Below are 15490 nucleotides of genomic sequence, written 5' to 3'. Positions count from 1 at the left end.
TTACCCTCGGCCTTTGCTTGGCACACCGCGGCGCGGCTTATGGTGTCCATAGGTTCTGGGGGGCGTGTAATGATCGATAAACGGCACGGCGAAGTTCATCAGCAGAACGCTGAAGGCCACCGCATCCGGATAATTGCCCCAGGTCCGGATGATGTAGACCAGAACACCGATCCCGGCACCGTAGATGAGCTTGCCCTGATGGCTGGTCGCTGCGGAAACCGGGTCGGTGGCAATGAAGAAAGCTCCGAACATGGTTGCACCAGCCAGCAAATGCAGGGGCAGGGGAGCGTATTCGTCAGCGTTGCTGCCAAAGGCAAGGCTCATGAACGCCATGGCGGCCAGGAAGCTCACCGGGATGTGCCAGGTAATCACCCGTAGCGCAATAAGCACCAGCCCACCGGCCAGAAAGGCGGCATTGACCCACTCCCAACCCAGCGCAATACCATCTCCGAACGCGGGATGTTCCAGGACTTCTGATGAAGTGAAAGAGGAAATCTTGTGCTTGTACTCATCCAGCGGTGTGGCCATGGTCCAGCCGTCGATCACGGTCTGCTGGCCAGAGGCGATGGCTGCCAGGGTTTCCGCAAATCCGGGGGCGCCATCCCACAACATGGCCGGCTGGGCCCAGTTGGTGGTCATCGCTACGGGAAAGGAAATAAGCACCAGGGCATAACCCACCATCGCCGGGTTGAAGGGGTTGGAACCGAGCCCGCCGTAAAGTTGCTTGGCCACCACAATGGCTGAAATTACGGCGGTGGCCGAGACCCACCAGGGCGTGAACTGTGGCAGCGAGAGGCCAAGCAGAAGTCCGGTGAGGGCGGCCGTGTTGTCCCTCAGGAAGAACATCACGGGTTTGTTGCGCAGGCGCAGAATCGCGGCTTCGCTAGCCAGGGCAACGGCAACGCACCAAATGACATTGATCAGGTTGCCCCAACCGAAGAACAGGGTCAGTGCCAGCAGCCCGGGCAGTGTGGCAATGATGACCCAAAGCATGACCTGCGATGTGGAGCGCGCCTGACGGGCATGTGGCGAAGACTGTTGGACGAACGACATGGCTATCGGGCCTGAGATCAATTAATCGGTTGAATGAGATTCGGTTTGGCGAGCGATGCGCTGGCGCACCTCGGTGAGGGCCTCCTCAGCGCGCTTGACGCGATCGTGGTTCTTGGCGACGGCGCGCTCAAGTTTGTCCACGTTGTCGGCCTCTTTAGCCCGCGCTTCGTTGAGCATGCCTTCCATATTTCGCAGCTTTGCCTGAGCCTGTGCCAGCTGCTTTTCGAGGGCATCGATATCCGGTTCTGGTTCCGCTGCCGGAGTATCGCCGGTGTTGGAACTGTTGCTCGCTTCTGTCTTGGCCTTTTTGCGCGCCAGTGCCTGCTGAACCAGCGCTGCCTTGGCGGCGCGCTCGTCATTGTCAGCGCTCTTGGCCGGCACTGCCTGTTCCGCCTCGGCCTTTTTCCTGGCTTGTGTTGCGGCGGCGGCCTTGGCCCGTTCTTTCCGGCGCTGCTCTTTTTCCTGTTTTTCCCGCTCCAGCCGTTCCTGACGGGCCTCAAAACGTTCCCGTGCGCGATCGGCTTTTTCTTGCTCTGCCCGCTGAACGCGAATTTCGTCCTTGGCGTGTCGATAGTATTGCACCAGCGGAATGGAGCTGGGGCAGACGTAGGAACAGGCGCCGCATTCGATGCAGTCAAAAAGGTTCAGGTGCTCGGCTTTTTCAAATTCGCCGGCTTTGGCGTGCCAGAACAATTGTTGGGGCAGGAGCTCCATCGGGCAGGCCAGTGCACATTCGCCGCACCGGATGCAGGGCTGCTCTGGTGGCGGCGCGGGGAGTTCGGTGTCGGTGGCGGCAATCACGCAGTTGCTGGTTTTTACCACTGGAACCGCGGTACTGGTAAGTGTGTAGCCCATCATGGGGCCGCCGAGCACCAGTCGATTGGTTCGGTTGGTATCAAGCCCGGCCTGTTCCAGCAGGAAGGACATCGGTGTGCCAATGAGGGCCTCAAAGTTGCCCGGTTCCGTAACACCATTGCCGGTGATGGTGACAACACGGGAGATCAGTGGCTTGTCTTCAAAAACAGCCTGGGCCACCGCAACGGCGGTGCCGATGTTCTGGCACATCACGCCAATGTCCGCCGGAATGCCACCGCTTGGCACCTCCATGCCGGTGAGAATGTGAATCAGCTGTTTCTCGCCGCCGGATGGGTACTTGGTAGGAATCACCGCCAGCTCAATCTGGGTACCCTGAATGGCCGTGTTGATGGCGTCGATGGCCTCGGGTTTGTTGTCCTCAATCGCAATCACGCAGCGCTCGGGCCTGAGCAGCCAGGCCATGACCTTCATTCCAGCCACCACTTCGGCGGCTTTTTCGCGCATGGTCATGTCGTCAGCGGTGATGTAAGGCTCGCACTCGGCACCATTGAGGATCAGGGTGCTGACTTTGCGATCACGGGGCGGGCGCAGCTTGACGTTGGTCGGAAAACCGGCGCCACCAAGGCCGGAGATGCCGGCCTCGCGAATCACGCCCAGCACCTGATCCCGCTCAAGTGAGCGGTAGTCCGCAATCGGATGGCGGTGCTTCCACTCGTCTTCGCCATCCGGACGCAGCGTAATGCACCAGTCCTGCATGCCAGAGGGGTGGGGGACTGGCTGCAGGCTGATTGCTTCAACAAAGCCTGAGGTGGGCGCATGAACCGGCACACCAAGGCCGCTGCTCACTTCGGCGAGCTTGTCACCTTTCTGAACCCGGTCACCAACCTTGACCAGTGCCTGTGAAGGTTGGCCAATGTGCTGTTGTAACGGGATAACCAGCTGACCGGGAAGGCCCGCGCGGCGAATGGGCCGCTGGGTAGACTGCTGTTTGTTCTCGGCCGGATGGATGCCACCGGGAAACTCCCAAAACTGTGTCATCAGGCACTGACTCCCCGGCGGTCGGTAGCGATCAGGTTCTTGGCCGGCGCGGACCAGGTCCAGGTGCGGATGTCCGGTTCGATGGTGACCATATCGATGCAATCCACCGGGCAGGGTTCGACGCACAGGTCACAGCCGGTGCACTCGCTCTCGATAACGGTGTGCATGTGCTTGGCGGCGCCCAGAATGGCGTCGACCGGGCAGGCCTGGATGCACTTGGTGCAACCGATGCATTCGTCCTCGCGGATGACCGCCACTCGGGTTGCCTGCTCGACACCGTGCTCGGCATCCAGAGGCTGTGGCTCGACATCCAGCAGGTCGGCCAGCGCCTTGATGGTGGATTCGCCACCCGGTGGGCATTTGTTGATGGCGTCACCGTTGGCAATGGATTCGGCGTAGGGACGGCAGCCGGGAAAGCCGCATTGGCCACACTGGGTCTGCGGGAGCAGAGAATCTATCTGATCAACCAGCGGGTTGCCTTCAACCCGGAATCGCTCGGAGGCAAAACCCAGCAGCCCGCCAAACACTATGGCAAGGGCGAGCAGTACCAGAACCGCGATGATAATCCCCGTCCACATAACAATCCGCCTCCGTTACACGCTGACCAGACCGGTGAAGCCCAGAAAAGCCAGCGACATCAATCCGGCGGTTACCATACCAATGGCTGCGCCCCGGAATGCTACCGGTACATCGGCAACCGCTATCCGTTCGCGCAGGGCGGCAAACAGCACCAGTACCAGTGAGAAACCAGCGGCTGCGCCGAAGCCGTACAAAACCGATTCAACAAAATTGTTGTTTTTGTTGAGGTTCAGCAACGCCACGCCCAGAACCGCGCAGTTGGTGGTAATCAGCGGCAGGAAAATCCCCAGCACACGGTAGAGCAGGGGGCTGCTTTTGCGCACAACCATCTCGGTGAACTGGACCACCACGGCAATCACCAGGATAAAGGTGATGGTTTTCAGAAACGCCAGGTCCAGTGGTGCCAGCAGATAGGTGTAGGCGAGATAGCTGCACACCGATGACAGTGTCAGCACAAAGGTGGTGGCCAGGGACATGCCCATGGCGGTCTCCAGTTTACCGGACACCCCCATGAACGGGCACAGGCCCAGGAACTGCACCAACACAAAGTTGTTCACCAGGATGGTGCTCACCAGGATCAGTAGATATTCCGTCATCGGTACTGCTCAGCCTCGCCAGTCAGTTACATAATCCGCATGCCGGGTGTGGCGCCGGAATCCGGTGACAGGATGAAAATGTCCTTGCCGCCGGGGCCGGCCGCCAGAACCATGCCTTCGGACAGGCCAAACTTCATCTTGCGTGGTTTCAGATTGGCCACCATGACCGTTAACCGGCCTTCCAGATCCTCCGGTTGGTAGGCGGATTTGATGCCCGCAAACACGTTCCTGTCGCCGAGGCCGATGTCCAGAGTCAGGCGCAGCAGTTTGTCGGCACCCTCTACATGCTCGGCTTTGACGATCTTGGCGACGCGAAGGTCTACTTTGGCAAAATCGCCAAATTCGATTTCGCCAGCGACCGGCTCGAGGTTGCTTTCCTTTTCAGGCTGCTGGGCCGGCGCGGGCAACTCTTCCTTTGAATCCTCCAGCATTTTCTCAATCTGGCTCATGTCGACACGGCTCATCAATGGCGTGAATTTGTTGATGTGGTGATTTTCCAGCAGCTGATCCCGGTTGTTCCAGTCCAGCTTGGCGCTCAGGAAGTGTTCGGATGCCTCGGCCGTTTTCGGCAACACCGGTGCCAGGTAAGTCATCAGCAGGCGGAACATGTTGATGGCGTTGGTGCAGATGGCCTGCAGCTTGTCATCCTGACCCTCCTGCTTGGCAATAACCCACGGCTGCTCATCATTTACATACTGGTTGGCGATATCGGCCATTTCCATGATGCGGCGCATGGCGCGGCCGAATTCGCGGGCTTCGTAGAGCTCCTCGATTTCTTTACCGGCATCGACAAAGGCGCGCAGCCGTTCAAGTTCCGTAACCTGGCCCAGTTGGCCATCGAAGCGCTTGGTGATGAAACCGGCGCTGCGGCTGGCAATGTTAACCACTTTTCCGACCAGGTCGGAGTTCACGCGTGCGGCGAAGTCCTCCAGGTTCAGGTCCATGTCATCGACGCCGCTGGTCAGCTTGGCGGCAAAGTAATAGCGCAGATATTCCGGGTTCAGGTGGTCCAGATAGGTGCGGGCCATAATGAAGGTGCCGCGGGACTTGGACATCTTCTTGCCATTGACAGTGACAAAGCCGTGGGCCCAGACCGCGCTTGGGGTCCGGAAGCCGGCATCGTGCAGCATGGATGGCCAGAACAGGGCGTGGAAGTTGATGATGTCCTTGCCGATGAAATGGTACACCTCGGCAGACGAGTCTTTCTTCCAGAAGTGCTCGAAGTCGATACCTTCGCGATTGCACAGGTTCTTGAAGCTGGCCAGGTAGCCGATCGGGGCGTCCAGCCAGACATAGAAATACTTGCCCGGCGCATCCGGGATTTCGAAGCCGAAGTAGGGCGCATCACGGGAGATATCCCATTCCTGGAGCCCGGCCTCCAGCCATTCGGCCAGCTTGTTCGCGACCTGTGGCTGAAGCGTGCCACTGCGGGTCCAGTTGGCCAGGAAGTCGGCGAAGTCCGGCAGTTTGAAGAAATAATGCTCGGATTCTTTCTCGATGGGCGTGGCACCGGACACAGCAGAAACCGGGTTAATCAGCTCGGCCGGTGTGTAGGTGGCGCCACAGGCCTCGCAGTTGTCGCCGTACTGGTCTTCGGTCTTGCATTTCGGGCAGGTGCCCTTGATGAAGCGGTCCGCAAGGAACATCTTCTTTTCAGGGTCGTAGGACTGGGTGATCTTGCGCGTGGCAATGTGACCGTTTTCCTGCAGCTGGCGGTAGATGTACTCCGAGAACTGGCGGTTTTCTTCCGAGTGGGTGGTGTAATAATTGTCGAAACGAATGTGGAAACCGGCGAAGTCCTGCTGGTGTTCATCACGAATCCGATCAATCAGCTGCTCGGCGGTAATGCCCTCACGCTCGGCTCGCAGCATGATTGCGGTGCCATGGGCGTCGTCGGCGCAAACGTAGTAACAGTTCTGGCCCCGCATTTTCTGGTAACGCACCCAGATGTCGGTCTGAATGTATTCCAGCAGGTGACCCAGGTGAATCGGGCCGTTGGCGTAGGGCAGGGCGCTGGTAACCAGAATGTCGCGCTGTTGCTTTGCACTCGCTTGCGTCATGGTGTGTCCGAACCTTTCTTCAGAAAATAGGGGGTTGTGTGGTCAGAAACGGGCACAAATGATACCTTCCGCCCAGATAATTTTCACCCAGATCACCGGTTTCCTTAACATTGGAAGCATGGAACGGTCGATAATCGGTCCCAAGCCGTTCTCTTCAAAGCGCCGGAACACCGTTTAAGTTACTTTCGGAGACCCCGATGACACAGATTTCAGAGCAGGCCCTGCAGGCGGCGATCAAAGAATACCGTGACCCGTACCTTGGAAAAGACTTGTACGATCTTGGTGCTGTTAAATCCCTGCAGGCCGACGATTCCGGGCAGGTGACTCTGGTGGTCGAACTGCCGTACCCGTCCGCGGGTATTGCCGGTGCGCTCAGGCAGTTGGTGTCTGTGGCGCTTGAAAACGTTGATGGTGTGGAAAGTGCGGACGTTCAGGTGGGGCAGAAGATTCATTCCTATAAAGTGCAGAAGGATCTCCCTTCGGTTCCGGGCGTGAAAAACATTATTGCTGTGGCCTCGGGTAAAGGCGGGGTTGGAAAATCCACAACCGCGGTGAATCTTGCCCTGGCACTGCAGGCCGAGGGTGCCCGGGTTGGTATCCTGGATGCCGATATCTACGGCCCCAGTATTGGCATGATGCTCGGGGTTCCCGAAGGCAAGCGCCCGGACACCCGCGAGAACAAATATTTCGTGCCGATGCCGGTGCACGGCCTGCAGGCCAACTCGATGGCTTTCGTGGTGACCGAAAAGACCCCTATGGTCTGGCGGGGGCCCATGGTAAGCGGTGCGGTGCTTCAGCTGTTACAACAAACTCTGTGGGACGAGCTTGACTACCTGATCGTCGATATGCCGCCGGGCACCGGGGATATCCAGCTGACTCTGGCGCAGAAAGTTCCGGTAACTGGTGCCGTCATTGTGACCACCCCGCAGGACATCGCGCTGCTGGATGGCAAGAAAGGGATTGAGATGTTCCGCAAGGTCGATATCCCGGTGCTGGGTGTGGTTGAGAACATGAGCGTTCATATTTGCAGCAACTGTGGCCACGAAGAACCGCTGTTCGGCCACGGCGGCGGAGAACGGATTGCCGAAGAGTACGACACCGAGCTGCTGGGTCAGTTGCCGCTGCACATGACCATCCGTGAGCAGACCGATGGCGGAACCCCGTCCGTGGTTGCGGAGCCGGATTCCGAAGTCGCCCGCCGCTATCGGGATATTGCCCGTCGCGTGGGCGCCCAGCTGTCGACCCGGGAGCGCAATCTGGGCGGTTCGATCGCCAGTGTTTCGGTGACTGAACACTGACCGCTGAAGTGCCGGTCATGGGCGGGGGTGCGCGGATTTCGCACCTTCGACAGGCTGTCGAGTAACGGGTAAACTACGCCTCAATTTTTCAAGTGGAACGAGATTTCTACCAATGAGCATCAAATCCGATAAGTGGATTCGCCGGATGTCCGAGCAGCAGGGCATGATTGAGCCGTTTGAATACGGCCAGGTCCGTGAGTCCGAGAAAGGCCGGGTTATCTCCTACGGTACTTCCAGCTACGGCTACGACGTGCGCTGCAGCAATGAGTTCAAGATCTTCACCAACGTGCACTCAGCCACGGTGGATCCGAAGAACTTCGATGAGAACAGCTTTGTCAATTACACCGGTGATGTCTGCATCATTCCGCCAAACTCGTTCGCACTGGCGCGCACTGTGGAGTACTTCCGTATTCCCCGTAACGTGCTCACCATCTGTCTGGGCAAGTCGACCTACGCTCGTTGTGGCATCATCGTGAACGTCACGCCGCTGGAGCCGGAATGGGAAGGGCAGGTGACTCTGGAGTTTTCCAATACCACTAACCTGCCGGCGAAAATCTACGCCAACGAGGGTGTGGCCCAGATGTTGTTTTTCGAATCCGACGAAGTGTGCGAAACCAGCTACAAGGATCGTGGCGGCAAATACCTGGGGCAGACCGGCGTAACATTGCCCCGGACATGAACGCCAACCAGTTCATTAAAGCCGTTTCACAGCTGCAGGGATGGCGCGAATGCGCCTTCCTGTTGGCGCTTGCCGAGCGCTCCTTCCCCAACTACGCCTTGTTCGCGGACGCTGTTGGCCTCAAAACCGGTGCCAAGATGCGGCAGCTGCTGGATATCAGCTGGGATCTGCTGCAGGACGATTCCGGCGAAGCCACCATTCCTCAACTGCTTGTCAAACTTGAGGGGCTGTCTCCGGACGTGGAGGCTTACGACGCCTACGGTGTCTACCCGGCATTCGATTTCTGTCAGTTGCTGGAGCAGGCGTTGCTGAACCGCCTGAACCCATCACGCCATCGTGCCAGCGATGCTTCCCGGTTGGCCACGGCCACCGTGGTGAGCTTTATCGAAGTCTCCGAAGGCGATGAGCTGGATAACGATGAACTCGTGCGTCTGCTGGACCATCACCCGCTGATCAAAGAAGACAAGGCCTTCCAGCGTGACCTGGTGCTGTCGCTCAAGCGCCAGCGGACGCCGACCGAATCGTTCATCGAAAAGCTCAGGGGGGATGCGGTCAACGGCGGGGTCAGTAATCTCGGGATCGCACTCGGAGATTAATCCTGAGTCTACACTTTCAGCAGTCCTGTTTTTTTAATTCATCTGGTGTGGTTACAGGTTGTTTGCCATGAAACTCTCTGCCTTTGGGCGCAAATTCACCGCCGACGCCGGTATTACCTCGCTGATGGACGACTTGGGTAATGCCATGGCCTCTGGCGATGACATGATCATGATGGGCGGCGGTAATCCGGGGCACATTCCCGAGGTGCAGCAACGGATTCAGTCCATTCTGGCGGAGCTAAGCACCAGTGATCAGGATGTGCGCCGGCTGGTTGGAATCTATGATCCGCCCCAGGGGGAAAAGCAGTTTATTGCAGCGCTGGCGGACTTGCTCAACCGGGAGTACGGCTGGGGCCTCGAGCCAGACAATATCGCCCTGACCAATGGTAGTCAGGCAGCGTTTTTCATGTTGTTTAACATGTTTGCCGGTGACTACGGCAACGGCCAGCGCAAGCACATTCTGCTGCCACTGGCGCCGGAATACATCGGCTACGCCGATGCCGGAATTGAGCCCGGTCTGTTCCATGCCGTTCAGCCAGATATTTCCTTCACGGACGCGCATGAGTTCAAGTACCGTGTCGACTTCGATGCCGTCGAAGTAACGGGTGAAACTGGCGCCATCTGCGTGTCACGCCCCACTAACCCGACCGGTAACGTTGTTACCGATGACGAGCTGGCGCGCCTGGAAGGCTTGGCCCGAGAGCATGATGTGCCGCTGATTGTGGATGGCGCCTACGGTACTCCGTTCCCGAGTCTGCTGTTTGTTGATGCCAAGCCGACCTGGAACGAGCAGATCATCCTGTGCCTGAGTCTCTCCAAGCTTGGATTGCCGGCGGCGCGTACCGGTATCGTGATTGCGGCCAAGCCGGTGATTAAGGCCCTGTCTGGCATCAACGCTATCATGAACCTGGCTACGGGCAGTTTTGGCGCCATGCTGGCAGGGCCGCTGGTGCGCTCCGGAGAAATCCTGAGTCTGAGTCGGGACGTGGTCTGTCCGTTTTATCGCAAGAAGATGGAAAAGGCGGTGGCTGTTTTCCATCAGGCGATGGGGGACGGTGCTTGCCGCTGGTACATTCATAAGCCGGAAGGGGCTATGTTCCTCTGGCTCTGGTTCCCGGACCTGCCGATTACCAGTCTGGAGTTGTATCAGCGGCTCAAGGCGAGGGGTGTCCTGGTCGTGTCGGGCCACTACTTCTTCCCCGGATTGCCGGACGATGGCTGGCGCCACCGGCATGAGTGCCTGCGGGTGACCTATTCCCAGGACGATGATCGCGTGGAGGAAGGGCTCCGGATCATTGCCGACGAGGTCAAGCAGGTGTGGGCCGAGTTCCGGGGCGCGGTCTAGTGTCCCACCTCGGATTTGGACAGTTTTAGCTCGTAACTGCTGCCGTCGGGTTCTACCTGCCGGAGCCGGATTAGCAGATAATCCTGTTCCGGCGCGAACCACATGAGTGTTTCCCGTTTGGAGCTCTCCTCGCGTATTTTTTCGGCCTTCAGGGTCGAGACGGCTCCGTTCGATGTCTCCAGGGGCTCCTCATCGATGACGGCGAAACGGTCCGTGTCGTAGCTTCTGCCATCGACAACCCGGTAGGTCATCTCGCGCAAGCCGCGCCGAATATCCTGGCTCAGCTGGAGCTGCAGGCCCAATGGATCCAGGGCTCCTTCCTCAAGTTCCAGAGTAAAGCGCTTTTTTCGGTACTCGCCCGTGGCTGTGCCGGCTTCCCAGTTGAAATCAATGGATTCCTTTCGATCCTTGATCAAAAAGCCGGACAGTTTGTAGCGGTAACTCAGCGGGATAACGCGATTGTTCTCCCAGCGGAGAATCAGCGATTCATTGATTTCTGCGATGAAAGAATCCACGTCGGTCCGGTACAGCCAGGTGCCATCGTCTCGCGGGGTTAGTGTGCGCGTTGCGGTTCCGTCGATGGCGATACCCTTGTTCATCGAGGCGGTATACGTGACCTCATAGGGCAGGAGTTCGCTGTGAGGATCGGCCCCGGACATGGCCGGTGTGACAGTGCAGGCAGCAATAATGACCCAGGCACCGGGGCGGGGCAGCAGTTGAGAGGGTGAACGATACGAATCCATGTGTGATAACCCCAAAGCTGTCTCAGATAGCGACAGTTTAGCGGGTTACCACACTGGAAGGGATGACAATCCGTTCAGGCTGGGAATCAGTTATCAGGAAGCCGTGATGGGGTTTTCAGGAGCTCGCCGTCAAACAGCACGAAATCGCTGCCGAGCTGAACGCGCCCTTCGCAGAGCCAACGAACCACGATGGGGTAAAGAAGGTGCTCTTTTGCCTGAACCCGTTCCGCCAGTGTCTCGGCGGTGTCGCCCGGCTTGATTTGCACCTCTGCCTGGGCAATCACCGGGCCACCGTCGAGCTCTTCGGTAACAAAATGGATCGATGTTCCGTGAATGGCATCGCCGGCATCCAGCGCCCTCTGGTGGGTGTTCAGGCCGGTGTACTTGGGTAACAGCGACGGGTGAACGTTCAGCAGCTTGCCGCGGAATGCTCGCACGAAGTCGGTGGTCAGGATGCGCATGAAGCCGGCAAGCACGATCAGATCCGGGTTGTGGCGGAGGATTTCCACCATCAGTGCGCGGTCGAAGTCGTCTCGGGTGTCGTACTTGGTGTGATCTACCACGAACGTTTCGATGTTGGCCTGTGCCGCCCGCTCCAGAGCGAATGCCTGGGGGCGGTTGCAGCCAACCGCAACGATTTTCCCCGGGAAGTCGCGTTCCTGGGAAGCGCTGATCAGCGCCTGAAGGTTGGATCCGTTGCCGGACGCCAGAATCACAATGCGCGGCTGGGGTGCTGGATCTGCCTTCATGCCGTGAGCAATCCTGGAGCGTAACGGACAGCGGCATCGGCCCCCGAGTCTTCGGCGGCTTCGATCACGCCTACCTGCCAGGCTTTTTCACCCAGCTCGGCGAGTGCCTCGAGTGCCTGCTCTTTCTGGGCGGCCGGTACACAAACAATCATGCCCACGCCACAGTTGAAGGTGCGGTACATTTCTTCGCTGGCGACGCCACCGGCGTCTTTCAGCCACTGGAATACAGGCGGCAGAGTCCAGCTCTCGGTGTCGATGGCAGCAATCGTGCCTTCTGGCAGTACCCGGGGGATATTCTCCGGCAGGCCGCCGCCGGTGATGTGGGACAGCGCGCGAACGTCAACCTTGCGAATCAGTTCCAGCAGGTTCTTGACGTAGATACGGGTCGGGGCCATCAGCGCCTCGGCCAGCGTAACATCACCCATGGGCTGGCTCAGGTCAGCGTTGCTGACATCAATGATTTTGCGGATCAGTGAATAGCCATTGGAGTGCGGGCCGGATGAGCCCAGCGCAATCAGGGCGTCGCCGGCCTGCACACGGCTGCCGTCGATGATTTCGCTGCGCTCGGCGACGCCGACGCAGAAGCCGGCCAGATCGTAATCGTCGCCCTCGTACATGCCTGGCATCTCGGCGGTTTCACCGCCAACCAGTGCGCAGCCGGCCTGCTCACAGCCAGTGCCGATGCCGTCGACCACCTGGGCGGCGACATCCACGTTCAGTTTTCCGGTGGCGTAGTAATCCAGGAAGAACAGCGGCTCTGCGCCGCCAACCACCAGGTCGTTCACGCACATGGCGACCAGATCGATGCCGATGCTGTCGTGCTTCTGCAGTTGCATGGCGAGGCGAAGTTTGGTGCCAACGCCGTCGGTTCCGGAAACCAGTACCGGCTCTTTGTAGCCTGCCGGGAGGGAGACCATGGCTCCGAAGCCGCCCAGACCTCCAAGCACTTCCGGGCGACGCGTGCGCTTGGCCGTGTCTTTGATCCGGTGGACGAGTTCGTTACCAGCATCAATGTCGACACCGGCATCACGGTAGGTAAGGGAGGGCTTCTGTTCGCTCATGGGGAATCATTAACCGTTGGCAATAGAAAAGTAGGCGGCGAATTTTACCAGTTGCGGGATGGGGGGCCAAATGTATTTGAGCTTAGTTTAAAGGGGCTTTGCGAGGGGGCAAGTGGCTGGCAATATTGCGGTTCCGGGAACGCCGTTCGCTACTCACACTTTGGGCCATGGTGTATCCTATGCGCCATTCATCCGAACACCAGGGTATTTCATGTCTGTATCTCGATCAGGACCACTTTCAGCCTATTTTCGCAAACTGCTTACCCGGGTAGCCGTCGTAAGCGTTTTGTTCGCTGCATTTGGGCTGCCGGCCTCGGCAGTGACCGTCCCCGGCCTCTACTCGGTCGAAGTTCCGGTCAATGGTTCCTCGCCCCAGCAGCTGGCGGTTGGCTATGCCGATGGACTCGCACAGGTATTCGTGCGTGTATCCGGCTCCAGGGATGTGTTGGAGCGGGAGGGTATTGAACCATTATTGGCGAACGCTGAATCCCTGCTGTTGTCGTACCAGTTTTTCAGTAATCAGGACGGGGGCGATCGGCTTCAGATGTCTTTCGGTGCCGTTGGTGTCAATCAGGCACTGGCCTCGATCGATGCACCCGTCTGGGGCGCTAACCGGCCGCTGACACTGGCCTGGGTGGCAGTCGAAGATCGTGGTGCCCGGACTCTGCTCACCAACAGTTCAGTATCGCCTGATGCGAACCCTGCCATGCCGGCGATTGCCTGGCGCCAGGCATTTGAACAGGCCGCACGGGATCGTGGGCTGCCGGTGGCTCTGCCGCCGGAACTCTACCGCGGAAACCGGGAATTGATGTCTGACCTCTGGGGGCAGTTCATTGGCCGCATCCAGAATGCTTCCGACAGTCTGGATCACGATGTCATTGCTCTGGTGCGGGTTAACCGCAGTGGCGGTGCCTGGCGTGCCGGGTGGGTATTCGAGGGTATGGGGCTTGATGCGGCGGAGCAGTCGGTGACGGCGCAAACGCCGGAAGCGTTGGCCCGGGAAGTGGTTCATCGCTGGGCGGATCTCTACGCTAGCCGCTACGCCGTGTCGGCCGCGGATGTCGGTGAGTCTCCCCAGGTTGACCTGGTGTTGCGAGGGGTAAATTCGCTGGCGGATTATGGTGCGGTAACCAAGGTTCTTCAGGGTCTCACCCCGGTAACCGGGGTCAGTGCTACCCGGTTGAAAGAGCAGCAGATTACCCTGCGTGTCGCGTTTTCTGGTGAGCTGGACCAGCTCAAGGAATACATTGCCCTGGATCCCCGCTTTGTGCCTCTTGAGCAGCAGGAAGTTGTCCCTGCGTTGCGCGCTCGGGAAAAGTCAGCGCAGACGGTAGGGCAGGGTGAAGCTGCTCAGCCGCAGGAAGGTTCGGCGAGTGCCGGCGCTCCGGTTGAAGATGCCGAGCCGGTGGAAGCTGAGGGCGCATCTCCGGTGACTTACCAGCCGGCGGATATCGATGTCGATGAGCAAGACGCAGAGCAGGCGTTCGAATCCCTTTATCAGGTGCTGTATTATCGGTGGCAGCCTGGTTCGGTCATCGGAACGGGTGACGCAGAGTAAGGCGGTACCGGAGGGGTTTTTGTGAGTTTGCAAAGCTGGCGCTGGATTCCCAATGCCCTGACGTTTGTTCGCATTTTGCTGATAGCTCCATTTGCAGGCGCTCTGCTTGCGGAAGACTACCGGCTGGCCTTACTTATTTTCATGGTCGCGGCAGCGACGGATGGATGCGATGGTTTTCTGGCGCGGCACTTTAACTGGCGTTCCCGGTTTGGTGCCATAGCCGATCCATTGGCCGACAAAGCGCTTTTGTTGACAGCTTACCTGATGCTCACGCTGACCGGCGTGCTCCCCGTTTGGCTCTTTGGGCTTGTGTTGGGGCGTGATTTGCTAATCGTCAGTGGCGCGCTTGCCTATCATTACGGTATTGGACCCTTCGATATGCAGCCCAGTCTTCCCGGTAAACTCAATACCTTTATCCAGATATTGGTGGTTCTGGCCATTGTTGTTCTGCTGGCGGACCTGCCCATGCAGCCCTGGGTGCTCGACTTCGGTATCCTGCTGGTGGCTGGTTCGGCGGTATTCAGTGGTGTGCATTACGTCCTGGTCTGGGGGCTGCGTGCGTGGAGGGCCAGTCGCTCGTGAATGCTTCGCAACTCCCGTTAGGGATCAAGCTCCGTGACGATGCCCGGTTTGATAACTTCCACGGCGATCGTAACGCCGAGGCCGCCTCGCGACTGAAGATTATTTGTGATCAGCCGGAAACAGTGCCGGTGGTGGTGATTTGCGGCGATTCCGATACCGGCAAGAGCCACTTGCTGCAGGCCGTTTGTCACTATGCGGAAGGGCGCAGCCGGGCGGCTGTCTGCATCAGTATTGCCGAACTTGAACCTTTCGGCCCGGAAGCCCTGATGGGGTTGGAGGGCGCCGACATGATCTGCCTGGATGATTTGGACCGGGTGGTTGGGCAGCCAGCCTGGGAAGAGGCCATTTTTCACCTGTACAACCGGGTTCATGACCAGGGTGGCTTGCTGATCGTCAGTGTGTCCGAGGTCCCTTCGGCACTGGGTTTTTGTTTGCCGGATCTGCGTTCACGGCTTGGTCACGGGCTAACCATTCAGCTGGGTATCTACCGGGATGATGACCGCTTGCGGATTCTCATGGCGCGCGCTGAGCAGCGAGGCCTGGTGATCGGAGACGATGTTGCCACGTTTATTATGCGCCGAGCGCCGCGGCGTCTGGGTGATCTGCTGGCAATTTTGGATACTCTGGATGAGAATTCGCTTCAGGCACAACGAAGGCTGACCATTCCATTCGTGAAGTCAGTGATGGGCTGGTAAGAAGGACGATCGGCTTAATAACGACAAAGCATCAAAGGGGAA

15 protein-coding genes are annotated in these 15490 nt (G+C 58.7%); 7 read left to right on the top strand and 8 right to left on the bottom strand.

Annotation, left to right across the window (positions count from 1 at the left end):
• From rsxD to metG, 5 genes are read right to left on the bottom strand one after another with little or no spacing between them, the layout of a single operon-like run.
• Entirely contained in the window at nt 1-1053 is a 1053-nt protein-coding gene (rsxD, locus tag LPB19_RS13730; protein WP_206643458.1) for an electron transport complex subunit RsxD, read from the bottom strand.
• 21 nt (nt 1054-1074) lie between these two features.
• Nucleotides 1075-2907, bottom strand: coding sequence for an electron transport complex subunit RsxC (gene rsxC, locus LPB19_RS13725; RefSeq protein WP_206643457.1), 1833 nt, complete (start codon nt 2905-2907; stop codon nt 1075-1077).
• Nucleotides 2907-3485: an electron transport complex subunit RsxB gene (gene rsxB / locus LPB19_RS13720; RefSeq protein ID WP_206643456.1), complete on the bottom strand. Its 579-nt coding sequence runs from the start codon at nt 3483-3485 to the stop codon at nt 2907-2909. The genes rsxC and rsxB overlap by 1 nt, the downstream gene beginning before the upstream one ends.
• A gap of 15 nt (nt 3486-3500) precedes the next feature.
• Entirely contained in the window at nt 3501-4082 is a 582-nt protein-coding gene (rsxA, locus tag LPB19_RS13715; protein ID WP_206643455.1) for an electron transport complex subunit RsxA, read from the bottom strand.
• A 26-nt stretch (nt 4083-4108) separates the two neighbouring features.
• Entirely contained in the window at nt 4109-6142 is a 2034-nt protein-coding gene (metG, locus tag LPB19_RS13710; protein ID WP_206643454.1) for a methionine--tRNA ligase, read from the bottom strand.
• 197 nt (nt 6143-6339) lie between these two features.
• On the opposite strand from metG, the gene apbC reads away from it, so the two are divergent.
• The 4 genes from apbC (at nt 6340) to LPB19_RS13690 (ending at nt 10060) form a co-directional block, all read left to right on the top strand.
• A complete protein-coding gene (gene apbC / locus LPB19_RS13705) occupies nt 6340-7440 on the top strand; it encodes an iron-sulfur cluster carrier protein ApbC (RefSeq protein WP_206643453.1) in 1101 nt (366 codons plus the stop codon).
• A gap of 112 nt (nt 7441-7552) precedes the next feature.
• Entirely contained in the window at nt 7553-8119 is a 567-nt protein-coding gene (dcd, locus tag LPB19_RS13700) for a dCTP deaminase (RefSeq protein WP_206643452.1), read from the top strand.
• Nucleotides 8116-8715, top strand: coding sequence for a YjaG family protein (locus tag LPB19_RS13695; RefSeq protein WP_206643451.1), 600 nt, complete (start codon nt 8116-8118; stop codon nt 8713-8715). Before dcd ends, LPB19_RS13695 begins: the two co-directional genes overlap by 4 nt.
• A 67-nt stretch (nt 8716-8782) precedes the next feature.
• Nucleotides 8783-10060: a valine--pyruvate transaminase gene (locus tag LPB19_RS13690; protein WP_206643450.1), complete on the top strand. Its 1278-nt coding sequence runs from the start codon at nt 8783-8785 to the stop codon at nt 10058-10060.
• Here LPB19_RS13690 and LPB19_RS13685 read toward each other — a convergent pair.
• From LPB19_RS13685 to purM, 3 genes are all read right to left on the bottom strand, one after another.
• Nucleotides 10057-10803 (bottom strand): DUF3108 domain-containing protein, encoded by a 747-nt coding sequence (locus LPB19_RS13685; protein ID WP_228289119.1) that lies wholly within the window; start codon nt 10801-10803, stop codon nt 10057-10059. The two genes, LPB19_RS13690 and LPB19_RS13685, sit on opposite strands and share 4 nt — an antisense overlap.
• Nucleotides 10804-10889: 86 nt before the next feature.
• Nucleotides 10890-11552: a phosphoribosylglycinamide formyltransferase gene (gene purN / locus LPB19_RS13680; RefSeq protein WP_206643449.1), complete on the bottom strand. Its 663-nt coding sequence runs from the start codon at nt 11550-11552 to the stop codon at nt 10890-10892.
• Complete coding sequence (purM, locus tag LPB19_RS13675; protein WP_206643448.1) at nt 11549-12613, bottom strand: phosphoribosylformylglycinamidine cyclo-ligase; 1065 nt, start codon at nt 12611-12613, stop codon at nt 11549-11551. Before purM ends, purN begins: the two co-directional genes overlap by 4 nt.
• Nucleotides 12614-12824: 211 nt before the next feature.
• On the opposite strand from purM, the gene LPB19_RS13670 reads away from it, so the two are divergent.
• The 3 genes from LPB19_RS13670 to hda are packed head-to-tail and all read left to right on the top strand — an operon-like array spanning nt 12825 to nt 15448.
• Nucleotides 12825-14171: a DUF2066 domain-containing protein gene (locus LPB19_RS13670; protein WP_206643447.1), complete on the top strand. Its 1347-nt coding sequence runs from the start codon at nt 12825-12827 to the stop codon at nt 14169-14171.
• A gap of 21 nt (nt 14172-14192) precedes the next feature.
• Nucleotides 14193-14753 (top strand): CDP-alcohol phosphatidyltransferase family protein, encoded by a 561-nt coding sequence (locus tag LPB19_RS13665; RefSeq protein WP_206643446.1) that lies wholly within the window; start codon nt 14193-14195, stop codon nt 14751-14753.
• Complete coding sequence (hda, locus tag LPB19_RS13660) at nt 14750-15448, top strand: DnaA regulatory inactivator Hda (RefSeq protein ID WP_206643445.1); 699 nt, start codon at nt 14750-14752, stop codon at nt 15446-15448. The genes LPB19_RS13665 and hda overlap by 4 nt, the downstream gene beginning before the upstream one ends.
• Nucleotides 15449-15490: the final 42 nt, after the last annotated feature.

The organism is Marinobacter salinisoli, assembly GCF_017301335.1.
In the GTDB taxonomy this organism is placed as follows: Bacteria; Pseudomonadota; Gammaproteobacteria; order Pseudomonadales; family Oleiphilaceae; genus Marinobacter; species Marinobacter salinisoli.
This window is presented reverse-complemented; position numbering and strand designations above follow the sequence as displayed.